General features: G+C 38.5%; 21 protein-coding genes and 1 pseudogene. 7 read left to right on the top strand and 15 right to left on the bottom strand.

Going from position 1 to position 23237, the window contains the following annotated elements:
• The 10 genes and pseudogenes from F3G76_RS07230 to F3G76_RS07185 form a co-directional block, all read right to left on the bottom strand.
• Positions 1-197 (bottom strand): annotated as a pseudogene (locus tag F3G76_RS07230) (aminoacetone oxidase family FAD-binding enzyme); the annotation flags it as partial.
• 101 nt (positions 198-298) lie between these two features.
• The gene (locus tag F3G76_RS07225; RefSeq protein ID WP_148823647.1) at positions 299-862 is read right to left on the bottom strand and encodes a MotE family protein; all 564 of its coding nucleotides are present in this window, start codon (positions 860-862) and stop codon (positions 299-301) included.
• On the bottom strand, positions 862-1284 hold the full coding sequence (locus tag F3G76_RS07220; RefSeq protein WP_021086090.1) for a flagellar export protein FliJ: 423 nt from the start codon (positions 1282-1284) through the stop codon (positions 862-864). Before F3G76_RS07220 ends, F3G76_RS07225 begins: the two co-directional genes overlap by 1 nt.
• Entirely contained in the window at positions 1281-2531 is a 1251-nt protein-coding gene (locus tag F3G76_RS07215; RefSeq protein ID WP_012140419.1) for an adenylosuccinate synthase, read from the bottom strand. Before F3G76_RS07215 ends, F3G76_RS07220 begins: the two co-directional genes overlap by 4 nt.
• A 2-nt stretch (positions 2532-2533) precedes the next feature.
• On the bottom strand, positions 2534-3394 hold the full coding sequence (locus F3G76_RS07210; protein ID WP_103639080.1) for an ATP phosphoribosyltransferase regulatory subunit: 861 nt from the start codon (positions 3392-3394) through the stop codon (positions 2534-2536).
• Positions 3387-7439 carry a diguanylate cyclase domain-containing protein gene (locus F3G76_RS07205; RefSeq protein ID WP_223227445.1) on the bottom strand — a complete coding sequence of 1351 codons (4053 nt, stop codon included), beginning with the start codon at positions 7437-7439 and terminating at the stop codon, positions 3387-3389. The genes F3G76_RS07210 and F3G76_RS07205 overlap by 8 nt, the downstream gene beginning before the upstream one ends.
• 120 nt (positions 7440-7559) lie before the next feature.
• Positions 7560-8180 (bottom strand): NAD(P)H-dependent oxidoreductase, encoded by a 621-nt coding sequence (locus tag F3G76_RS07200; protein ID WP_149706326.1) that lies wholly within the window; start codon positions 8178-8180, stop codon positions 7560-7562.
• Positions 8181-8287: 107 nt separating this feature from the next.
• Complete coding sequence (selD, locus tag F3G76_RS07195; RefSeq protein ID WP_149706325.1) at positions 8288-9310, bottom strand: selenide, water dikinase SelD; 1023 nt, start codon at positions 9308-9310, stop codon at positions 8288-8290.
• The gene (yedF, locus tag F3G76_RS07190) at positions 9307-9909 is read right to left on the bottom strand and encodes a sulfurtransferase-like selenium metabolism protein YedF (RefSeq protein ID WP_148823377.1); all 603 of its coding nucleotides are present in this window, start codon (positions 9907-9909) and stop codon (positions 9307-9309) included. Before yedF ends, selD begins: the two co-directional genes overlap by 4 nt.
• Before the next feature lie 146 nt (positions 9910-10055).
• Positions 10056-11003, bottom strand: a complete 948-nt coding sequence (locus F3G76_RS07185) for a formate dehydrogenase subunit gamma (RefSeq protein ID WP_149706324.1) — start codon at positions 11001-11003, stop codon at positions 10056-10058.
• 234 nt (positions 11004-11237) lie between these two features.
• On the opposite strand from F3G76_RS07185, the gene F3G76_RS07180 reads away from it, so the two are divergent.
• On the top strand, positions 11238-11834 hold the full coding sequence (locus F3G76_RS07180) for a DJ-1/PfpI family protein (RefSeq protein WP_149706323.1): 597 nt from the start codon (positions 11238-11240) through the stop codon (positions 11832-11834).
• 299 nt (positions 11835-12133) lie between these two features.
• Here F3G76_RS07180 and nspC read toward each other — a convergent pair whose 3' ends face one another.
• Entirely contained in the window at positions 12134-13273 is a 1140-nt protein-coding gene (nspC, locus tag F3G76_RS07175) for a carboxynorspermidine decarboxylase (RefSeq protein WP_149706322.1), read from the bottom strand.
• A gap of 84 nt (positions 13274-13357) precedes the next feature.
• On the opposite strand from nspC, the gene F3G76_RS07170 reads away from it, so the two are divergent.
• Genes F3G76_RS07170 through F3G76_RS07160 form a run of 3 tightly spaced genes read left to right on the top strand, consistent with a single transcriptional unit; the run spans position 13358 to position 14493 of the window.
• The gene (locus tag F3G76_RS07170; RefSeq protein WP_149706321.1) at positions 13358-13579 is read left to right on the top strand and encodes a MoaD/ThiS family protein; all 222 of its coding nucleotides are present in this window, start codon (positions 13358-13360) and stop codon (positions 13577-13579) included.
• 1 nt (position 13580) lies between these two features.
• The gene (locus F3G76_RS07165) at positions 13581-14015 is read left to right on the top strand and encodes a molybdopterin synthase catalytic subunit (protein WP_103570653.1); all 435 of its coding nucleotides are present in this window, start codon (positions 13581-13583) and stop codon (positions 14013-14015) included.
• Positions 14016-14025: 10 nt separating this feature from the next.
• A complete protein-coding gene (locus tag F3G76_RS07160; RefSeq protein WP_149706320.1) occupies positions 14026-14493 on the top strand; it encodes a molybdate transport repressor in 468 nt (155 codons plus the stop codon).
• A 7-nt stretch (positions 14494-14500) separates the two neighbouring features.
• On the opposite strand, the gene F3G76_RS07155 is transcribed toward F3G76_RS07160, so the two are convergent.
• Together F3G76_RS07155 and F3G76_RS07150 are read right to left on the bottom strand one after the other, a co-directional pair.
• Positions 14501-15139, bottom strand: a complete 639-nt coding sequence (locus tag F3G76_RS07155; RefSeq protein WP_021088954.1) for a Crp/Fnr family transcriptional regulator — start codon at positions 15137-15139, stop codon at positions 14501-14503.
• 149 nt (positions 15140-15288) lie between these two features.
• Positions 15289-15702, bottom strand: a complete 414-nt coding sequence (locus F3G76_RS07150) for an acyl-CoA thioesterase (RefSeq protein WP_012140406.1) — start codon at positions 15700-15702, stop codon at positions 15289-15291.
• Positions 15703-15792: 90 nt separating this feature from the next.
• Between F3G76_RS07150 and ciaB the strand changes: the two genes are divergently transcribed.
• Both ciaB and F3G76_RS07140 read left to right on the top strand, forming a co-directional pair.
• Positions 15793-17637 (top strand): invasion protein CiaB, encoded by a 1845-nt coding sequence (ciaB, locus tag F3G76_RS07145; RefSeq protein WP_149706319.1) that lies wholly within the window; start codon positions 15793-15795, stop codon positions 17635-17637.
• Positions 17630-19990 carry a putative bifunctional diguanylate cyclase/phosphodiesterase gene (locus tag F3G76_RS07140; protein WP_149706318.1) on the top strand — a complete coding sequence of 787 codons (2361 nt, stop codon included), beginning with the start codon at positions 17630-17632 and terminating at the stop codon, positions 19988-19990. Before ciaB ends, F3G76_RS07140 begins: the two co-directional genes overlap by 8 nt.
• 18 nt (positions 19991-20008) lie before the next feature.
• Here F3G76_RS07140 and F3G76_RS07135 read toward each other — a convergent pair whose 3' ends face one another.
• Positions 20009-20548, bottom strand: a complete 540-nt coding sequence (locus tag F3G76_RS07135) for a hypothetical protein (RefSeq protein ID WP_149706317.1) — start codon at positions 20546-20548, stop codon at positions 20009-20011.
• A 64-nt stretch (positions 20549-20612) separates the two neighbouring features.
• On the opposite strand from F3G76_RS07135, the gene F3G76_RS07130 reads away from it, so the two are divergent.
• Positions 20613-22982 (top strand): bifunctional diguanylate cyclase/phosphodiesterase, encoded by a 2370-nt coding sequence (locus F3G76_RS07130; protein WP_149706316.1) that lies wholly within the window; start codon positions 20613-20615, stop codon positions 22980-22982.
• On the opposite strand, the gene F3G76_RS07125 is transcribed toward F3G76_RS07130, so the two are convergent.
• The gene (locus F3G76_RS07125) at positions 22979-23167 is read right to left on the bottom strand and encodes a hypothetical protein (protein ID WP_002940779.1); all 189 of its coding nucleotides are present in this window, start codon (positions 23165-23167) and stop codon (positions 22979-22981) included. The two genes, F3G76_RS07130 and F3G76_RS07125, sit on opposite strands and share 4 nt — an antisense overlap.
• Positions 23168-23237 lie beyond the last annotated feature (70 nt).

Here is a 23237-nt window from a genome sequence, read left to right as displayed (position 1 = left end):
TTAGGCAAAAAATTTATGCAAATTCGACCCTTTTGCCAAAAGAGTGAGGCGTTTAGTATAGCTGGACCGCTTATGCCTCTGTGCGTAAAAAGCAGATCGCCACTAAATTTATGGCTCTCGTTTTTGTCATTTATCACTACATCCGCGCTTAGACTAACGCCACTAAGCTCTTTAAACCAAAACTCATCTTTTTGCACGCTAAAGCCAACAAGAGCAGGGGTAAAAATAAGAGACTGGTGAGCAAATAGGTTAAATTTATCAGTTAAATTTAGTTTTTTAGATTGGCAGTAAATTAAATTTATTGCATATTTATGCTTCCAGCTGGGGCTGGCATATCGCCTTTTTCGTCGATAAATGGTGGGCCTTTTTGAAGTAGGGCTGTGATCTCAGAGGCAACTTTTGGATCCATTTTGGCCATTATGGTTGAGATCTTTTTTGCATCAAGGGCGTAAAGTATGGTGGCTGCGTTTGATCTAGGCATTTGTGAGAGCACTTCGGCTGCTGCGCCATCTTTCATTTTGGCGTAGGATTCATTGACTTTATCAGTCGTCATCGTGCGAAGCTCTTTTAAAATTTTCTCATTTTTAGCGACAACTTCGTCGATCTCTTTGCGTTTTTGCTCGATCACTTTCATCGTCGCATTCAGATCAGCCTCTTTTTTGGCGAGCTTTTTGTTGTTCTCTTCATAAGCCGCAGCCGAGCTTGCTCGAAAGACCTCTAGGGCTTGGCGCTGCTCATCAATGACCTCAAGCTCCTTTGAAATTTCCTCTTTTCTAGCTTCAAAGATCTGAGTGCAATCAACCGGCACTTCAAAGCAAAATGCAAAATTTATGACTATAAAAAAGAGTAAAGCAGCTCTCATCACGCCTCGCTTTTGGCCGCAAATTTCATAACCGCAAACTCATCAAGAGCCAGCGCTTCAGCCTTTTGTATGCGTTTTATCTCTTTTTTAAATTCTTCTTTTTCTAGATATTTCATCTTTTCATACTCTAAATTTGCATTTTTATATTTGTGCTCGTAGTGCAAGACCTCTTTTTTTGCTATCTCTAAGCTCTCTTTGCAGGCACTTAGCTCGGCTCTTGCTATGTTTATGAGCTCTAAATTTTCTCTTAGCTCGCCTATGTTGCCACTTTTTGGCAGGCTAAACTCGTTGAGCTTGGCCCTTAAGAGTGCTATTTTTTCTTCAGCATTTCTTACATTTAGCCTAGCAACGACGAGCTTAGCCTCTACCTTATCCATCTCCTGCTTTTTGACGCGGACGACGGAGGTAAATTTACTTTTCATCTAATGATCGTATCGCTTCTTTCAGGGCTTGTTGAGATGTAGCCGACCTTCACGCCAGTTAGCTCCTCTATACGCTCGATATACGCTCTTGCGTTTGCTGGCAAGTCTTCATATCGGCTGATGCCTTTTACGCTGTCCCAGCCCGCAAGCTCCTCATAAATAGGCGTTGCATTTTCAAGATCTGTTGGCACGTAGTCGATCGTCTCACCATTATATTGATACGCTTTGCAAATTTTTACCACCTCAAAGCCATCAAGCACGTCAAGTTTCATAAGCGCATAGGTATCGACGCCATCAAGCCTTGAAGCGTATTTTACGCTTACTGCGTCAAACCAACCACAACGTCTGCGGCGGCCTGTTGTTGTGCCAAATTCTTTACCGATCTCGCACATCTTATCGCCGTTCGTGCCTTTGTCTTCAGTCGGGAAAGGTCCGTGTCCTACGCGAGTTGTATATGCTTTGATGACACCTATTACTTTGCCTATCTCTTTTGGATTTAGTCCAAGGCCTGTGCAAGCGCCAGCGCTTATGGTATTTGAACTAGTTACATAAGGATATGTGCCGTGATCGATGTCAAGAAGTGTGCCCTGAGCGCCTTCAAGTAGGACTTTTTTATCTTCATCAAGCGCTTTCCAAACTAAATTTGTAGTGTTTGCGATAAATGGAGCAAGCACCTCTTTATATCTTTTTAGCTCTTCAAGTAGCTCATTTTCTTCAGGTATCTTTACGCCAAGAGCGTCAAATACTGGTTTGTTTGTTTCAAAATCATGCATCAAAGCATCGCACAAACGCTCTGGCTCAAGTAGTTCGCCAACTCTGTGGCCGCTTCTACTTATCTTGTCTGCGTATGTTGGTCCGATGCCTTTGCCAGTTGTTCCGATCGCTTTTTCGCCTTTTAAGCGCTCTTTTGCTTGATCGACTTGGCTGTGGTAACTTAAATTTAAGTGTGCTTTGTCGCTTATATAAAGTCTGCCCTCTAAGTTGTCAAATTGTGCCATCTCAGTGATGAGCACCTCTGGAGAGACAACGACGCCGTTGCCGATGATATTTATGATATTTTTGTGTAAAATTCCGCTTGGGACAAGGTGAAGTGCGTATCTTACGCCATCGACCCAGATCGTATGACCAGCGTTGTGGCCACCTTGAGAGCGACAAATCATGTCATAGTTTAGTCCTAGCATATCAACTATCTTGCCTTTGCCCTCATCACCCCATTGAACACCAACTACTAAATCAGCCTTTCTCATTCTTACTTCCTTAAATTAATTTTTTCTTCTATCAATGCATCTGTATAAACAGCGAACCCACTGCTTGAAATATCGTCTATTTCATAGTTTCCGCCACTTGCTAAGATGGCGTTGTCTTTTAAAAATCTAAAAAATAAACTATCATAATATCTCATTTTTGAGTAATATAGCGGAACTATTCTTAAATTTTTATATTCTAGTGATTTGGCTACGCTTTGTAAATTTTTTAGCGCCCCTTTTAGCTTGTCAGGGACTAAATTTACTATCTCATCAAGCTCGCTAGCGTCCTTTAAAAGGGCTAGTTTGCTAAGCCACGGTACGTTTTGGGCTAAAATTTTTTCTAGCCATGAGTTTTCAAAAATTTCTATCTCTAAGTTTAAAATTTCGCAAATTATCCTTGGGATTTGCATGTTGCTAAGCTGCAAACAAGCGCCGATCTCAAGCTCGCTAAAAAGCTTTGCTACTATGTTTATGCTCTTTAAAATGTCGTTTTCACCGATAAGCTCAGCGCCTATTTGATAAATTTCTTGGCTTGGGTAGCGAAAGACAGGCTGGATGTAAAACCACCTCTTTGGCTCGTTTGCTTTAAGCCTTCTAAGCACGATCCTAACGGTATCAACCGTGCTATCAGCCCTTAGGCTTATCTCGTGGTTCAGACTGTCGCTAAAGCGCAGAAGATTTGTCGCATCTACGCTTAGATGTTGATGATACGAAAAAAACGGCGTTACGATCTCGCTAAAACCTTCATCTTCTAAAATTTCACTCGCTTTTTGCTCGATTTTTCTCTTTAGTTTTGCACTTTTTGCAAAGTAAAGTTTGCTTCCGTTTGGGATCTCGTGCTCATAAACATTTACATCACTCAACTCTTATCTCCTTACTAAAACCTAAATTTATATCGCACTCTTTGATGATGGACATGGCTAGATTATAGAGTTCGCCGCTGTCGCTGCTACTTGCTAGTTTGCTTAAATTTATGGAAATTTCTTGATTAAATTTACCTATATTTTTTATCTCATCTTCTATTTTTTGTTTTAGGCTTTGTGCTAGTTTGTCGTCTTGATTTAAATTTGCTATCACTTCATTTGCAAGCTCTTTTAGCACGACTAAGCCTTTAAAAAGTTCGAAATTCTCGCTATTTTTATAGTCTTTTATGTGTAGATATGGTCTTTCAAATTTAAATAAAGCAGCATCTTTTGCCAAAAGCGCTAATGAGAAAATATTACCTTGAAATTTATCAAAGCCAAGACCAAGTAAAAACTCAAGCGTTCTTTTGTCATCGATATTTTTTATAGTCGCATTTAGTCCAAATTTATCAGCCACAAACCTTATCATATTTATGCTCTCAAGCGCCTCTTTTGAGTTAAAGATATGTTTGCAAAATTTATTATCTATATTAAAGCGGTTTGTCTTTAGCATACCAAGAGCTTCGATCGAGCTTGAGTATGAGGCAAAGTCATCAAGCGAGAAGTGTATGCCAAGCTCTTTATATTTTCTCACATAAATTTCTAAAACTTCTAAATTTGTAGCTGTTGCAGCGTCGATAACGTCGATGATAAGCCCAGTTGGATCAAGGCTTTTATCCTCATCAAATATCGCTTTAAATTTATGCCAAAATTCCTGCGTAAAGAGCTTTTTAACGCTTAAATTTACACGAACCTTTGCACTTATGCCATTTTCTAGCCACATTTTTCTTGCTAAAAGCGCCTCTTTTATCGTAAATAAAGCGATATTACTTGATGCGCTACTTGTTTTTATAAGTGGTAAAAAGTCGCTTGGATAGATGATCTCGCCATCTTTTCTCCATCTAATAAGCGCTTCAAAACTTAAAGTCTCGCCCGTGCTAAAGCTGATCTCTGGTTGAAATTCTAAAAACATCTCACCAGCATCAAGCGCTTTTAAAATTTTTGAGCCATCTTCGTATTGGCTCTTAAAATAGACATCTTTTTTCGCATCAAATGTATAGCTTCTGTTTTTGCCACTTATCTTGGCTTGATACATCGCCCAGTCGGCTCTTTGTAGCACATCATCAGCCCCAAGCTCACTATCAGCTAAGGCTATGCCTACGCTAGCGCTTGCTTTTAGTTTTAGCTCGTCTATTTTTACTTCATCTGAAGCTAGCCTTAGCATATTTTGTGCTATCTCATAGACTTCGCCTAAATTTTCGTAGTTTATGACGCCTACAAACTCATCTCCGCCTATCCTTGCAAAGATATTTTTGCCATTAAACATAGCGCCTATCTTTTCAGAGATAGCTACTAGAAATTTATCGCCTATTTGGTGGCCGAAGTTGTCATTTATGCTCTTAAAATCATCCATATCAAGGTAGATGACGGCTATTTTTTGTTCGTTTTTTTGTATGAGAGAATTTAGCTTGTTGTAGAGTAAAAATCTATTTGGTAGCTTTGTAAGCGGATCGTGATATGCGATAAATTCTAGATATTTTTCATTTTGCGCTTCGTTATTTGCAAGCATTGCTAGCATGATGTAGCCGGTTTTTTTCTCATTCGCATCGATAAGCGGTAAAATTTCTATGACTTCAAGCTTGCTTTTGTTTTTATTATTTTCGCTCCAAACCTTGCCACTCCACGAGCCGCCTTGGTTTATAGTCTCTATGATCTGGTGTTTTATATCGCTTAAGCCTTGCTTTATAAAGGTGATATCTTTTAGATATACGCTATCTTTTGCGCCTGCACTTTCAAAAAATGCGTCATTTGCGTCAATAACCCTCATCTCTTCATCAAGCAAGACGACCTCTTCTTTGCTAAATGAGAAAATTTTTGCAAGCAGGTCTTGGCAGACAAAGAAGCTATCTTCTAGGCTAAGATCTCTTAACGTGCCTTTTATCAAGCTTACTTCGCCAAATTCGTCGTATTCAAGCGCTTTTGCCCTTAGTCTAAAGTGTAAAATTTCTTTATCTATGCTGTAAAGCTTGATATCTTTTATGTATGTTTGAGCGTCTCTTAAGCTCTCAAAAAAGCTATAAAAACTATCAAACTCATCGACAAAGACCGACTTTGCCTGCTCGAAATTTAGAGTGCTTTGCGTGCCAAGAATTTTACTTAGCTCGTCTGAGATGTTGAGCATGTCGCTTCTTTTATCCCAAGTAAAGACATTTGCCTCACTCGCCCAAAGCAGCGCCTTGCTCTCTTTGCTTTGTTTTTCAAATCTCTCTTGAAGCTTTAGCATATCACTAAGATCGGTAAATGAGTAGATGACCTTTTGCTCGTCTGCATCGATAAATTTAGCCTTTATCTTAAATGGAATTTTCTTGCCATAAGCGTTTGTCATATTTGCTATGAAATTTAGCTCTTCATTTTTAAAGCTTGCTTGCAAAAAGGCTTTTTTGCTTGCTAGCACGGCAGCTTTAAAGCTATCAAAGTCCTCGCTTGCGATGATATCTTCTAAATTTATAAGACCTTGGCTTTGGACATTAAAAATTCTCTCGACATTGTTTGTGCTTTGGATGATCAAAAATGGCTCTTGTGCCGAAGCGATAGCAATGACATTTGGCGATAAAAAGACGTAGCTTTTGATGATATCGTCATTTATTTGCGTCATCTTTTCTTGAGTGATATCTTTTATGAGTATGAAATTTAGCCTTGTGTTTTCTAGCTCAAAGCTACTTTGTGTTGCTAAAACATCGATTATCTCGCCATTTTTACGTCTTAGCTTAGCTTCATAAGATAGATCATTATTTATAGCGTTTTCTCTATTTTCTGCTAAATTTTTAGACTCATCATCAAGTAGCTCTTTGATATTTAGATCTGCTACGTCATCTTTTTTGTAGCCTAGATTTTCTAAAAGAGCGTTGCTAATGTCCGTGATGACGCCAGTATAAGCGTCAAAGACCACGATCTTTAAAAAGCTCTTTTCAAATACATAGCCAAATCTACTCTCGTAGCTTTGTGCCGTCTCGTAAGCTTTATCTCTATCTTCGTAGAGTTTTTTGATGCTGTTGTTTAGCGAGGTAAATTCTTTTATGTCAAATTCTTCATCAGTTGGCTTACTTTTATCTGTCGCAAAAAGAGCGATTCTAGTAAATGGAGAGAGAATTTTATCTTTTATATAAGAGTTATCACGTAGCCAAAGTATGCTAAATGCGACAAAACAGAAAAACGAAAGCACGACTAGAACTAGCTGGATAAAGATCTGAAGCTGCCTACTAGAGCCTGTTATGACAAATAGTTTTTGCTCTTCTAGGTAGCTGATTTTGTAAAAATTCATATCCTTTAGTATAAAAATGATCTTGTCACTTTTAAACTCGCCACCTTGTGAGATGTATTTGTTAAAGTCCTCTTTTATAAATTTCCTATAAAACTCATCTCTTGAGAGGTTGCCATCTTTATCGACCAAAAAGACGTATGCGGCAAGGTTTTTATTGTAGCCTGTATCGACCCTATTTTTTAAAAGATTTGGATTTAACTGGGCGAGAATTTTATTGCCATTTTTTAGCCCGTAAGCTATGTAGATATCTTTAAAGCGTCTATTTTTATAAAATCTATCAGAGAGCCTAAACTCGCCTGCTTTTATATCTGAAAACCACGAGATATCGTAGTTGTGTAACTCAAAAGCACCCTCAAATTTACGCTCATAAAGCAAGGAGTTGTCTTTTGCTATCACGTAAAAAGCGGCGTAGAATTTACTTACAACAGTATCTTCATAAAATGGCTCTACGCCGTTTGCTATGAGTCTTGCCTTTGTGGCGATATTGTCTTTTACCTCTACAAATGTACTCACGATGTTGTTTCTAGTGATAAAATTTAGTGTTGAAATTTCATATTTTATATCGTTTATGCCAGCAAATATGACAAAAAGTGCAAGAAAGATGAAGGCAAAAAGAAGTAGTGCTATCTTTACATAGAACCTCTTAAAAATCTGCAAAACTGGTTTAGCGCTATTTTTTTGCATTAAATTTAAGCCTCGCTTTTTAAAACTAGCCATGATTTTAACGCAAATTTACTTTTTTTAGCTTATAAAATGCCTTTTTGTTTAAATTTAAAGAGATCACAGGGCGTTTTGCCCCGTGACTTAGTATATCCAAGTAACTACTTCAGCTCTTTGTCTGCGTAGTTTTTCTGGTTGTGGATTTAGACGGTAGCCAAATGGCACTAAAATAGCCACTCTTTTTTCGCTCTCATCAAGCCCTAAAATTTCATTTAAAGCGTGTCTGTCAAAGCCTTCTATCGGGCAGCTGTCAATCCCAAGGCTTGCGGCTGCGTTCATCATATTTGTCGCAGCTATCATGCACTGCTCGTGTGACCACTGAAATGTTAGCTCGTCGTCATTTTTAAAATTTGATAGTAAAAAGAATTTCTGCCTTGCAGCGGCAGCTTCAATATTTTTGTCGGCTCTTCTAGCGATCATTTTATCGATATAGCTACTGCCAACTTTTACCTCTTTGATCTTAGCTAAGATGACAACTAAATGCGAGCAAGAGGTGATTTGCACTTGGCTCCACGAAACAGCTTTTATCTTCTCTCTAAGCTCTTTGTTTTGCACGACCAAAAAGTCCCACTGCTCAAGCCCAGTCGAGCTTGGGCTTAGTCTGCCAGCCTCTAGGATAAAGTCAAATTCGCCAGCTCCGATCTTTTTGCTCTCGTCAAAAATTTTGCAAGCGTGACGAAATTTTAAAATTTCAAGATAGTTCATCATATCTCCTTTGTTAAATTTCTTGACATTATAAAGCGACTAGGTAAATTAAAAGAAATTTAGCCAGACTTTAGCTGGCCTTAAAATAGGCTAAATTTAGCCTAGAGTTAGCTTAAAAATATATCAAACTCGCCTTTTTGTATCGCCTCTGCGATGATGGCTGAGCGCTCATAGCCAGCCTCTCTTAGGCGCTTTAGAGCTAGGCTCGCATCGTTCTCGCTAACAGCTAGCAAAAGTCCGCCAGAAGTTTGCGCGTCAAAAAGCAATATATCAGCCTCTTTGTTCACAAAATGCTTTGCAAATTCGCAGTTTTTGTAGCTTCCTTCTGGGATGATGCCCATATCGGCAAATTCTTTTGCACTTGCGATCACTGGCACATCTTTTTCAAAGACATTAAAGCTGATCTTGTCGTTTAACATCTCACTTAAATGCCCTAAAAAGCCAAATCCAGTCACATCGGTAGCGGCATAAACTTTGATGCCACTTAGTGCTTTTAGAGCGTAGAAATTTAGCTGAGCCATGATGCCTGCAACCTCATTTATCTGCTCCATGCTTAGTAGATCAGCCTTGATCGCTGTGCTTAAGATGCCACTGCCAAGAGGCTTTGTAAGGATCAAAACGTTACCAACTTCTGCTGTGTTGTTTGCCCAGAAATTTTTAGGATCTACCTTGCCAGTCACGCTTAATCCATAATACATCTGCTGCGTCTCTATCGTGTGTCCGCCAACGATGACGCCGCCACACTCTCTTACTTTATCGGCTCCACCTTGCAAAATTTCGCCTAAAATTTCAGGTGCAAGGTTGCAGCTATCAAAGCCCACGATGTTTAGGGCGTTTATCACCTCGCCACCCATTGCAAAGACGTCGCTTAGGCTGTTTGCAGCAGCGATCTGACCGTAGATAAATGGGTCATTGACTACTGGCGTGATAAAGTCAAGCGTCTGAACGAGTGCAAGATCGTCTGAGAGCTTGAAAACGCTCGCATCTTCGTTTGAGCCGATGCTTGAGAGCAGGTTTGGATGAGATAAATTTAAACTACTAATCGTTTTGTGAAGACCCGACGGGTCAAGCTTAGCAGCTCAACCAGCGGCTTTAACGAACTGCGTAAGCTTTTTGTCGTGATAGATCATAGTTTGATTTGCTCGTGAGTTGAGAGTATGTCGATGATCTCATAAGCGTTTGAAATTTCGCCAACTGCAAGATCGCTTACTAGTTTATAAGCCTCCAAGCAGCTTCCGCAGCTTAAAATTTGAACGCCAGCAGCTTCAAGATCTTTAAGTGGCTTAAAGCTTGGATGTGAGCGGTTTGTCGTCATCTTAACGGCGTTATTTACGCAAATGATTATCTTTGGTTTTTTCTCTACTTGAAGAAGTGCGCCTAGGAATTTTGATAGTAAATTTATACCAACTTCACCGCTACCTGCGCGCTCTTCGTTTAGATAGAGTACTTTTTCATTTTTTGGTGTGATATCGCAGACAAATTCGTCAAAATTTGTAAGCTCAAGTGCGCTTTTGCCCTTGATGGCTAAAATTTTAGTCTCATTGCCGTTGCTTTCTAGGCTAAATTCTATATTTTGATTTTTCAAAAATCTCGAGATATTCTCTTTTGGCGCCAAAGCATTTACGATGATCTCTAAGCTTTCGCCCTCGTTTAAACCCTCAAGTGCGTTTTTAGTCATGATGACTGGTTTTGGGCACTCTAAATTTCTACAATCAATTGTTTTTGTCATTGTTTTTCCTTTGTGATTAGTATTTCAAACCTTGAAACTGATTTTGGATTATAGCTAAAAAATATTAATTTTTTAAAAGGATTTGTGCTGTGAAATTTGCTATAAAAGAGAGTTTGACCCTGCGTAAGTCGCAAGGTCAAGATTAATTATTTTAAATTTGTATATGATTTTTCGTAGTCAGATACTGGGATCTTGTTTTTCTTAACAAGCTCTTGATACCAGTAGTGGTGAAGCACATAAACCTCTTCTTCTTCTTTATATCCAGTGATCATCGACCAGATAGCGCCATGTATAGCGATCGCAGCCATATAGATATGAACTAGGAAAAATACCGCACAGACGATGCCAAGGCAGTTGTGGATAACTACGCTATATCTTAAAAGATCGATTTGAGAGATACCAAACCAACTAGCAACCGCTGGCTCTTTAATATCCATGAAATACATGATCGCACCAGTGATGATCATCACGATACCACCAGGGATAGCGATCCAGTACCATGCCTTTTGACCAGCGTTAAATTTACCAGCAGGAACTGGTTTTTTCTTCTTTGATAGATAACCACCAACTATCATCATCCATCTGATGTCATAAACAGCTGGAAGCATTCTGATAGTCCAAGCAAATAGCATAGGAAGCACAGAAATAGCAAATATAATAGTCGCTATATCGTGCAAGTATCTACAGAAACGCACAAATGTGCCACCGCCAAGCTCTGCACCCCACATGATGATGATGCCAGTTGGTACCAAGATGATCCAAGAGATCGCAGCTAAGCCGTGAGCTATACGTTCGATCAGTGAAAACGCAAATACTTTTTTGCCCTCGTGACTAAAGTGTTTTGGTCCGATGATCAAGAAGTGTAGCACGAACGCGCCGATAACAGCTAAAATGATAGAAAGTGCAGCTATCGCGAAGTAGTCGTTGCCTTGTATAAAAGTAAATATCGGGCCCCATCCATGCTCATAAGGCTTGATATTTTCTATCCTCTGTGCTGCCCAAATGGTGCTGTCATATTGATTGACGCCAGTTGGTCCCTCAATGGCCATTGCCGCAACAGACAATGTAAAAAGTAGAGTAAGAATTCTCGTCATTTTATTCCTTTATTTGCTAAAGCTTAAATGATTTAAGCTTTGGTTAAATATGCTAAAATCACACAGCTATGCCGTTTTGCGGCTATTATATCAGAGCTAATCACAAGCAAACCTTAGCAAAAAAGATTACTAAAAATTTTATAAAAAACATTTAAGTTTTATTAATTTTTATCATTTTTGATCTGAAAATTTAGCTAAAATAAAGCCAAATTTTAGCCGAAAAAGGACCGCACTATGCATCTTTTTTGCCTTATATTTGATGAGTACGAGACGCTTGATCTCATGGGGCCAGTGGAGTTTTTGGCAAGGGTGCCTGAAATGAAGATAAGCTACGTCTCGTTTGATGGTGGGATGAAAAGAAGCAAGCAAGGCTTTCTTATAAAAACCAAAAAGCTTAGCAAGATGCCAAAAGAGAGCGTTTTGCTACTCCCTGGAGGTCAGGGCACAAGGACGCTTGTAAATGATAGTGAGTTTATTTTGAGACTTAAAGAGTGCGTTTTGGCTTCACAATTTTGCCTAAGCGTATGTACGGGCTCGGCGCTCATCGCTCGCACTGGAGAGCTTGACGGACTAAAGGCTACCTCAAATAAAAGATCGCTTGAGTGGGTAAAAAGTTGCGGCGAAGCTGTAAAGTGGCAAGAGCGCGCTAGGTGGGTGAGAGCAGGTAAATTTTACGCAGCTTCAGGCGTGGCTGCTGGTATGGATATGGCGCTTGGCTTTATAAGTGATCATTTTGGCAAAGAGCTAGCCCAAAAGATCGCAAATGAGACCGAATACAACTGGCAAAAAAGCTCAAAGATAGATAAATTTGCCAAAATTTATGGGTATTAAATTTAGGGTGGCTTGTGACCTTTTGATAAAGTCAGAAATTTGCTAAATTTAATAAGGATAGTAAGTCAAAATATCTTTAGCAAAAAGTGTCAAGATAAAATTTGTAGATAATAAATTTAAATCATTTTGGAGCCTAGCTATAAATTTGCCAAATTTAATTAAGTTTAATTTTTGAAAACGAAAATAGCTTCAAGATAAATTTTTAAATTTAAGCAGTTTAAAGCCATTTTGGCAAAATTTACAAGCCAGATAAATTTGACCTAAATTTAAAAAGCCAAATTTACCTTCAAAAACTCAGCCTAGTTTCTGCGCCTATACTCTTCGTATCCAAATTCACGGATCATCTTTATCTCGCCATTTTCTTTTAAAAGTAGCAGATCAGGCAGTTTTATGCCGTTAAATGTCGTGTTTTTAACGATGGTGTAGTGAATTTGATCTTCAAATATGACGCGGTCGCCGATTTTTAGCTCGCTATCAAATTTATACTCCGCATCGCCCGCTTCAAGTCCCACTATATCGCCAGCTAGGCAGGTATTGCCGCCAAATCTATAAGCAAATTTGCCATTTTTACTCTCGCCTCTAACGGCTGGGCGGTAAGGCATGAGCACAGTATCTGGCATGTGCGCCTCGGCTGATGTATCAAGTATGGCGATATCTTTTTCGTTATGTACGATGTCAAGGACGCTGCTTATCAAAAAGCCAGTCTGCCAGCCCACCGCCTCGCCAGGCTCCAGATAGACCTCTACGCCGTATTTTTCGCGGAAGCGCCTAATTATCTTTATAAGCAGCTCCACGTCGTAATCAGCCCTCGTGATGTGGTGGCCGCCGCCCATATTTATCCACTTCATCTTTGGTATAAACTCGCCAAATTTCTCCTCAAACGCCTCCAGCACGACCTGCAAGCTGCTCGCACTCTCCTCGCAAAGCGCGTGAAAATGAAGCCCAGTGATGCCTTCAAGAAGCTCTGGCTTAAAATTTGCCCTTGTGATGCCAAGCCTGCTAAATTTAGCGCATGGGTTGTAGCTGTCAGTTGGGGCGAGCGAAACCTCTGGATTTACGCGCAGGCCGCAGATGATGCCATTTTGTAGGGCAATGTCTTTAAATTTTTGCCACTGCGCAAAAGAGTTAAATGTGATGTGCTTTGAAATTTTTAAAATTTCATCAAAGTCCTCATCTTTAAAGGCTGGGCTATACGTGTGGATCTCGCCTTTTACGTATTCGCTCGCAAATTTGGCCTCATGAAGCCCACTGCAAGTAGCTCCGTCAAGATATGAGCCCACCATATCCATCACTCCGCTAAATGCAAAGCCTTTGAGCGCTACTAAAATTTTAGCTCCGCTTTGCTCTTTTACATACTTTAAAAGCTCTAAATTTTTACGTACTTTGGCCTCTTCGCAGACGTAGGCTGGGGTTTTTATGCTTTTTAAAATTTCGTTCATCTTCTATCTCTTTTGTAAATTTTCAAATAAGTATATCTAAATTTATTTTTAAGTAAAATCAGCAAAAATTTCAAAGGATAAAATGTGGTAGAGATCGAATTTCTTGGGCCTATAGGGCTTGAGAGTATAAAAGTAGAAGCAAAAAATTTAGGCGAGGTAAAAGTGGCAATAAGTGAGAAAGAAGAGCTTAAAAAGTGGCTAAATATCTGCGCAGTGGCTGTAAATGACGAGATCGTAAGCGATATAAATTTCGCTCTTAAATCAGGCGATAAAATTTCTATATTGCCACCAGTTTGTGGAGGCTAAGATGCAAATTTATAATGGTAGCTTAGATGTTCAAAGCATCACAAATGAGTGGTATGATAAATTTAAAGATAAAAACTGCGGTGCGCTCATCACTTTTGTGGGCATAGTGAGAGAAGAGGGCGGTATTTCGGCGCTTAGCTTTGATATCTATGAGCCGATCCTTAAAAAATGGCTGGATGCTTGGCAGGAGCGAGCCAAAAAAGAAAATGCTTACGTGCTCTTTGCTCACTCAAAAGGCGATGTGCTGGTGCATACAAGCTCTTATGTAGCTGGAGTTGTTAGCCCTCAAAGAAAGGTCGCGTTAAGGCTTATAAACGAGTTTGTCGAGGACTTTAAGGCAAATGCGCCGATCTGGAAATACGACGTGATAAATGGCGAGAGAATTTACGCCAAAGAGCGCAGCCAAGCGATAAATGGCGCCGGGCTTTTGGCATAAGAGGGCAAAAATGATAACCAAAGAGAGTAAAAAAGATGTTTTTTGGGCGCTAGCCTTTGGGCTTGGGCTCTTTGTCTTTAGCATCGTTGGATATTTTTATCTTGATCTTGGCACGCCCTCTCTTTTTGGCATCATCGTTGGCGCCATTTCAACCTTTTTTTGCGTGAGAAAGATATTGCAAAACAACTTTTTTGAGATAGATGATGATGGATTTGTCATAAAAAAAGGCTCAAAAAATATCAAATTTTTCTTCAAAGATATCGACGAGATCGCCATTAAGAGCTTTGGCGATAAGAAAAAAGTCGATGCGCTAAGTGTTAAATTTAGAAAAAATCGCCTGGATAGAGATGCGTGTTTTGGCTTAGTGCAAGCGCTTGGCGATGATATGATCGTCATTTTTGATAGATATGAGCTTTCGAAATTCACACTTTCAAAAGAGCTTCGAGATAGGCTCGCTAAAATTAAAGATAGGGCGTAAAAGCTTTTTAATTCGTGTAACTTTCAAGTTTTTCGTGGTCGATGATGAGAAATTCGTGCGGTGTGATCTTTCTGATGATGTCGTCTTTGATAAGCTCATTAAAGGCTGTTGAGGCGCTTTGGCGCTTGAGACCAACAAAGCTTGAGAGCACTTTTAGAGAAAACGGCAAAAACACATATCGGTAGCCATTTTGTTTTAGATCTTGCTCATTTGCAAGCTCGATCAAGAAATTTGCGATCCTGCCCTTTGCGTCCTCAAAAAGTATCGACTTTGTGATCTGGCGTTGCACGATGATGGTGTTTAGCGTGGTTGTTAGGATCTCGCTTGCAGCTTTTTGATTGTGCAAAATTTCACCTATCTCATCTAGTCTAATGACGTAAATTTGGGCATCTTCAAGCACTTCAAAGGCGCAGTTGTCATCAAGTATGGCGATGTTATTTTTTTCTAAATGATAAAGGATAAATTCCTCGCCATCTTCAAAAAATGAGAGCTTTGCTGAGCCGGTTTTTAAGATGATGATCTCGATATCTTCGGTGTAGATCGTGCTTGTTTTTGGCAGCTCTTTAAACTCAAATTTCTCCAGTTCATCTTGTGTTAAGATATCTAAAATATGTGTTTGTAAAAGCCCTAAGCGTGATTTTTTCATCTTTCTCCCAAAAAAGTGTAAGGGCTGATTTTACTTTATAAAGCATTTAAATAAGTTGAAATTTATCTTTTTTGAAGTCAATTTTTTTCAAATTCTTTTAAAAATAGTGATAAATTTAAGGGTTTGGCTGCATAAATCGCAACCAAATTTTAAAAGCCGTGGAGCTTTTTTAGCTTCTCATCTATAGGTTTTTTAAGTCCATCTTTTGTCACACTGACATAGGTCGCAGTTGCACTCGTGACATGTATAGTCTCTCTAAAACCGCCATCATTTAGTCTAAGCGCAGTCACTTCTATCTGCGTTGTTATCGATGTTTTGCCAACTGCGATGATCTTTGCATAGCAGCTTAGCACGTCGCCAACAAAGACTGGTTGTTTAAAGATGATCTCTTTCATCGAAATTGTCACAACTCGCTCAGGCGAAATTTCTCTAGCTGCCTGAGCACCTGCAAGGTCGATCTGACTCATTATCCAGCCGCCAAAGATATTGCCAGCTGAGTTTGTATCTTTTGGTAGCATCACTTGCTTGATGCGTGGCTCGCCAAAGTCCTTTAAAATGTCCATTTTTTGCCTTTTAGATTTTAAATTTTTGGTAAATTGTAGCAAATTTTAATGGCTTTATGCTAAAATCCTGCAACTTTAAGGGATGAAAAGATGAATGATTTTAAAAGACTAAACGAACTTACAAAAGAGCAAAAATCCAAGCTAAACGCGATTTATAAAAATTTAGATGACAAGATCATAACTGAAGCTGTGAAAATTTGCGGCCTTACTGGCACACCAAGCCAAAAGCTAGCCCTTGCAAGAAGGATAGTTGATCTTAAAGTTGATCCACTTCAAAATGAGCTAAAAAAGCTAAATTTGGGCGAGGACGAGCAAAAACGCGTGCTAAATTTAATCTATGGCTACGTTAGAAATTTATATGAAAATCTGCACGCCCAGCTTATAAAAAAGGTACGTGATGAGCAAATTTTAGACCCGTTTTTTCAAGCCTTTGTAGAGGCTATGCACGAGCTTGGGCTTAGTCTAAATGCGTGGCAAATTTCATGGCAAGAAAAGATAATAGATACTACAAATAAAGAGTTTGAGGCTAAATTTAAAGATTTAAGCCTGGCAAATGAGTTTATCACTAAAAATAGCTTATTTCAGTGTGATGGTAACGGCGTTAGGGCTGATAGAACGTATGGCGCAGTTTGCAAAGAGGGCGAGAAATTTAGCTTTTTGCCTTACGCGCTTGCCTTTAAAGATGAGGTTAGAGAGCTTAAAAAAGTATTTACAAAAAACCTTGAAATTTTAAGAAATTTAGCTCAAAATGACGAGCAAAAATCTTACGTAAAATACCTTGAAAAGCTGCAAAACGCCTTTTGCGAAGAGAATAATGCAAAGGTGATAAACGCCTGGCAAGAGGCCGAGATAGCGTGGATGGATGTAAAAGGCGCGCTTCAGCCAGGCCATCCGCTGGAGTACTATGAGGATGCCTACACGCACGCAGTCGCACTTGAGTGGGACATCAGGCTGGTTGATAGCGAAGGCATTGACGAGCTTAAATTTAAAGAGAAAGTGGCAAAAACTTACAAAAGCGTTTGCGAAAAGATCAAATTTGATAACGCCGAGACAAACAAGACAGTTAGCGAAAATATCGCTAGAACGCAGCTTTATATAAGTGTGCCGATGATCTATTACGCAGCGGAGCTAAACGGACTTTTTAGCGCTCAAGTCGTGCCAAATGACGAGAGTGTGAGCGCAAAATGCGGCAAGAAAATTTTTGCCTTTGTAAATCACGTCTATGAGGGCGCAAAGGCAAAGCCTTTTATGAAGCTTGGGGCTGAAATTTTTAGTAAGGAATTTTTGGATTTTGGTAGAGAGATTTTATTTTTAAAGCCAAAAATTTGGAAAAAAGTATATGAAATTTCAACGATCGGCCATGAGTTTGGTCACATCCTCTTTATCGGACTTGATACTGAGATGAGCATGAATAAAAGTGGCGTCTTTAAATTTATAGAAGAGTACAAAGCGACGACTGGTGGGCTAGTAAATTTCTTCTTGCACGAAGAGGCGGAGTATAAAATGGCCGTCTTTCACGAGCTAATAGCTCGCGCGGTTGGGCTTATCGCGTGGCGAAAGGTCGATGAGGTGAGGGCTTATTATTGCGAGGGGCTCATACATCTTAGTTTGCTTTTTAGGGCTGGAGTGCTTAAATTTGACGGCAAACTAAGCGTGGATATGAGCGAGCAAGCCTACGCTAAATTTAAAGAAATTTGCTTGCAAAACTATTACGAGCTAGCGCAAACATACGCCAAAAAAGTTGATGCGAGTACGTTTTTGGAGAAATTTTGCCAAAAAGATAAGCAGAGCTATCTGCCAAAAGATGAAGAGTGCAAGAAATTTGTTGAGCATTTCTACGCTAGGTACGAGGCTATCGGCAATGACGTCGATGATAGCGGCGAGTGGCAAAGGTGGCAAAAGCTAACCCAGGAAGCGGAGAGTGGCCGTGCTTGATAGGATAACAAATTTTCACAACGGCTCGTTTTTATTTATATTTGCCCTGATTATTGCTTATTTTTTTGCTATTTATCTGGGGGATCAGTTTTATCTGACAGCTATATCGGTCGGCACTGATGTAGTGATCGCCTTGTTTTTGTTCTTTTTCTTAAAAAGTAGTAGAAATTTAAACTCATACTGGACCTATATATTTTTAGCTATCGCGAGCTGGGCGCTGGCTGATATCCTTTTATTGCTTTATGATAGATCGCTTCTTATGCCAGGAAACATCTCCCGCACGGATCTTATGCAAATTTTATATTTGATCCCATTTTTTATGTTTCTTGTATCTGCCATTGCTTTTTTTGCAAAAATTTTAAAAAGAGTGATATGGCAGCAAGTCGTGGTAGATGCGCTTGCTTTGATGCTTATAACGGTTAGTTTTTTTTGGTTTGTAGTTTTTGATAGAAGTCTAGCAGTAGCGCTTAATAAAGAATTCGTGACTAGTCTTTCATACATCATAATGGATATTTTTATCTTTTGCTTTGTCTTTGTTGTCGCATTTTCACTAAATTTCGTATCAAAAAAACCAATTTTTAGCTATAAAAGAGTTAGCCTACTTTTATATCTATTAGCCTTGCTTATCATTTGCATTTGCGACGCATACTACTCATCAAAGGCCTTTTTGGCGTACGGTGGTACAAATGTTCATTATGAGTTTTTCTTTAAAGTTGCATTTTTTATTATATTTGTAGCTTGCTTGCACCTAAAGGAAAACGAGGCAAATATCAAGATAAGAAGTTACAGAAAAGACTATATAATGGTGCTTATATATAAATTTATCACATTGCTTTTCATCTCTCTACTTTTTTTAGGAGCTGCTAATACAGATAAAATTTACTCTGTCTGGATAGTCTTTCTGCTTATGGTTTTGCTAGCCTATGCAGCGCTAATTTATAGTATCTCAAATACAGTTGCTATGAGGGATCTAGCTAGATCTGAAAGGCATATCATCGCTCAACTTGACGAAGAGATCCAAGATAGCCTAAGAGAGCTTGAAGAGAAAAACGAACGCTTAAGGCAGCTTAGCGAATTTGACTCACTCACTGGGCTTTTAAATAGACAGTCATTTTTAAGCAAACTATCAGAGATGATAAAGACCAAAGCGCTTGGCGAAAAGATAGATATTTATTGTATCGACATCAACCACTTTAAGGCAATAAACGACTCATACGGCCACTACGTGGGCGATGAGGTGCTTTTAAAATTTTCTAAAAATATAAAAGCGATCTTGCCAGAGGGCGCTATCGTCTCAAGGTTTGGCGGCGATGACTTTATGATAGTTTTAAAGCAAAAAAATGAGGGGCATTATAGAGAATTTTTATACTATCTGCTAAACATCATAGCCGAGCAAATCTCAGTTGGCGATTATAAGATAGCTCTTGGAGCAAAGGTTGGCGTTAGCTCAACACAAACAAGTGAAATTTTAGCTGATGATCTTATCATGCAAGCTGGAGCGGCACTTGATGCAGCCAAAAGAGATGTCAATACAAAATATGTCTTTTACGATGATATAAAAGAGATCATTCAGGAGAAAAACTATATAGAAATTTTGCTAAATTCTATGAATTTTGATGAGGAATTTAGCCTAAATTTCCAGCCGCAGTATCTGCTAAATGGTAAAAAGATAATAGGTGCTGAGGCTCTTATAAGATGGAACTCTCCGGTAAAAGGCTTTGTAAGTCCGGCTAAATTTATCCCAGTAGCCGAGCAAAGCTCAATTATAAATACAATAGGAATATGGGTAGCAAAAGAGGCTATAAGGCAGATGAGCTACTGGAATAAAAAGTATGGTATCAGCCTAAAAGTTGGCATCAATATCTCACCAAAACAGGTTGATAATGTAAATTTTGCATCGGATATCTTTGGCTATGTTGAAGAATTTGGTATGGATCCAAAGTGCGTTGATATCGAGCTTACAGAGGCAAGCCTCGTCAATGCCGAAGAGATAATGCAAACAGTCTTAAAGAAATTTTCAGATAAGGGCATGAGCATCTCCATTGATGACTTTGGCACTGGCTTTTCATCGATGAACTACATCAAAAAGTATCCGCTAGATAGGCTAAAGATCGCAAAAGAGTTAGTTGATAACATCGCTATAAATGAGACCGATAGAGACGTTGTAAAAAGCGTTATAACTCTAGCTAAAAATATCGAGCTAAAGACGATCGCTGAGGGTGTTGAAGATGAAACTCAGCTTGAAATTTTAAGAGAGCTAGGCTGCGATGAGATACAAGGTTATTTCTGGGGTAAGCCGATGAACGCTAAAGACTTTGAAGAGCTTATAAGAAGCACGCTTGATCACATCTAAGCTTGTAAATTTACAAGCTTAGCCAATAACGCTTTTGTAGTCTAAATTTTCAAAAAGCAGTAGCTCTTTTTTGCTCTCTTTTATAAGTGTTTTTACTAGCTCTGAGGTTTCTTTATTTTTTGGCAAGACAAGATGAATTTTTTCATTTATAAAGATGATAAAGATATTTTTAAGCTCGTAAATTTCACTTACATCTTTTATGTCAAAAATTTCATTTTCTTTTGGCTCGTTTTCATAAAATGCCAAATTTTTCTCATCTACTTCAAAGATCATCTCTTTTTTAAAGTCTGAAATTTCTAAGCTTTTTAGCGCCACTCTTCGTCTATTTTTTAAAAAAATTGGATAAAAAATGATCCAAAAAATAGCAAAAATGGTGCCAATAATAGTAAAAATTTTGGTTTTTAAGAGCATATCAGCGATAAATCCAGCTATAATGGCCTCCGTAAAAATCATAAAAACATTTATAAAATACTGTTTTCTAGCCTTTTTTGAGAAAAATAGATTAAATGCTTGGTAATCTATTAAATTTTCTCCAGATAAGACGATATTACATTTCATGATTAACCTTAAAGAAAAATTTGCAAAATTATAACTAAAAATAAGGTTTGAAACAGAATAAACAATGGAGAGAAACATTTTTTTTACGTCAAATTCGTCACTTATCCTAAGACAAAAACAAATTTTCTATGCCGTTATAGCTCTTTTTATATTTTCTCAGTTTGCCGGCATTTTAAACTATAAAAATTTTGAAAATTTGTTGATATTTTTTGGCTTTGGTCTTGTAGTTCTTGGTATCTACATCTCTATGAACAGATCAAAGCTTAAAGCTATGCACTGGCTTGCTGCATGCTTTGGAGTCTTTATCTGGACTATTATTGACGCCATTAGGAGTGTCAATGAAGACTTTCTTTTAAGAAGCAAAGAGCAAATTTCTTATCTTGATTTTTTCGATCTGCTCCCTATGTTTTTACTATTGGCCGCTGTTGGTATATTTTTTGTGGTCAAATTTATAGCTAGCGATAAAAAGATCCTAGTTCTAGCCGATAGCTTTAACGTTCTTTTGCTAGTTTTCACGTTTGCTTATTGTATTGTTGGTGACATGGGTGATTTTGATATATTGATCCATCCTAAAAGTCCTAGTGAGCTTGCTGCTAGCATTGCTATTTTTGTAAATTTATCTATTTTATTCATCGCTCTTAGTGAAATTTTTAATAGCAACCATCTTTATATTAGACATAGCGGCTTTTTCTTGATAATCGCAAGTGCGATTTTTACGCTATTAAATTTATATGTTTTTTATAATGAGCTTATAAACAAAGGGCATGATTTTACTCTGCACTCTATCTACCTTGTGCCATTTTTTCTCTTAATGCTCGGGGCTTTTTACTTAAGGGGTGATAACAAGCGTATAAGCGCAGCAGATGTTGGCATAAAAACAACATCTAAGCTCGTACCTATCATCTCAGCTGCACTAATACTTATAAAAGCCAACCTCTCATCTTATGTCGATCTACTTATAATTTTTGTTATTGTAGCTGGAGCTGTCATTAGCTATTTTATGAAAGTACTAGATCAAAGCGAAGAGATATATAACGCAGAGCAAAATTTACATGATGCTAAGAACAAAGAGAAGCACCTAAAGACAAACGAACTTGAGATGATAAATTTAAGCTTAGAGGGCGTATCTGAAAAAGACTATCTAACCTCTCTTGGCAACAGAGACTCATTGCTAAATGAGCTAAAAGGTATGTGTAGCGTTTTGGGCGAGAAGCAAGAGATCGCAGTTTATTATATAAATATAAGTCGCTTTAAAAATATAAATACCTCTTACGGACATGAGGTTGGCGATAAAATTTTAAAAGCGGTAGCAAAGCGCATACGTGAAGCGTGCAACAGACAAGAGGTCACCGCAAGGATCGGCGCTGATGAGTTTATCGTGCTTTCAAAAATGGAAGAAAATAGCCACACTAAACGCATGAAGCTTGGCATGGAGCTAAGAGATACGATAGAAAAACCTTTGCAAATAGATAAGTATCACTTTGCGATTAAGAGTGTCGTTGGTATCCACGTAGTGACAAGAGATAACATCAGCGATCCTAGAAATATCATCAAAAAAGCTGATATGGCGATGTACTACGCTAAGCAAAACCCAGCTAAAAACCCAATGGTTTATAATAATGAGATAGATAGCGAGATACAACAAAGCTCAAACATAGAGATAGCTCTTAAAAAAGCAAATTTACAAGAGGATTTTGAGGTATATTTTCAGCCGATCTATGACATTAAAAATTTAAAGATCATCTGCGTAGAAGCGCTACTTAGATGGCAGTCAAAAGAATTTGGACAAAAAGAGGCTGGCGAGTTCATGGATATAGCTAGCTTAAATAGCGACATCTTAAACGACATCTGCACGCTTGCTGTCTCAAAAACAGTAGAGCAAGCTGTAAGGTGGCAAAACAAAAAGCTAAAAGTGCCAAAAATAAGCATAAACGTAGCGCAAATTCAAAGCACATCTGAAAAATTTGTAAATGAATTTATGCTAACTTTAAACTCACACCACCTAAATCCAAAGCAGTTTGAGCTTGAATTTAGCGAAGATATCTGGAAAAACGACCAAGAGACGCTTGATAAAATTTTCTCACTTTTAGAGAAAAATAGCATAGATGTTTGTATAGATGACTTTGGCTCTGGATATACGTCGTTTGTCTATATCAGAAAGTATAAGATCGACCGTATAAAGATAGCAAATGACTTTGTCGCTCAGTCAGTGATAAATAAAAAAGATATGCAAGTAGTCGCTGCTATCATAAATATAGCAAAATCAATGAAGCTAAAAGTAACAGCAAAAGGCGTTGAAAGCCACGAGATAAAAGAGCTTTTAAAAGAGCTTAATTGTAATGAAATGCAAGGATATTTCTTATCTCGTCCGATGAGTGCGGAGGAGTTTGAGAATTCTTTAAGGCAGAATTCTCACATGGTGGCTGATATTTAAATTTCAGCCTTTATCTCTTCGTTTGATTTTACGACCATGCCTGAGCCATGTATCACGCTTGGGATACAGCTTGTGCAGATATCGACCTCTTCGCCGTTTTTGTGAGCGTGGATGAAAACTGCATTTTTATCATCGCTGCTTTTTAGTCCGCAAACGTTGCAAACTACTAGATCTTTCTCTCTCATCTTTTCTCCTTTGAAATTTTGGGTGATTTTACATCTTGTAAGCTTGCATTAAGATGATTTGGGTCAAGCT

The sequence above is a fragment of the Campylobacter concisus genome, assembly GCF_902460575.1.
GTDB lineage: Bacteria > Campylobacterota > Campylobacteria > Campylobacterales > Campylobacteraceae > Campylobacter_A > Campylobacter_A concisus_AW.
The sequence above is the reverse complement of the archived record's forward strand: the minus strand, read 5'-3'. Positions and strand labels throughout refer to the sequence as shown.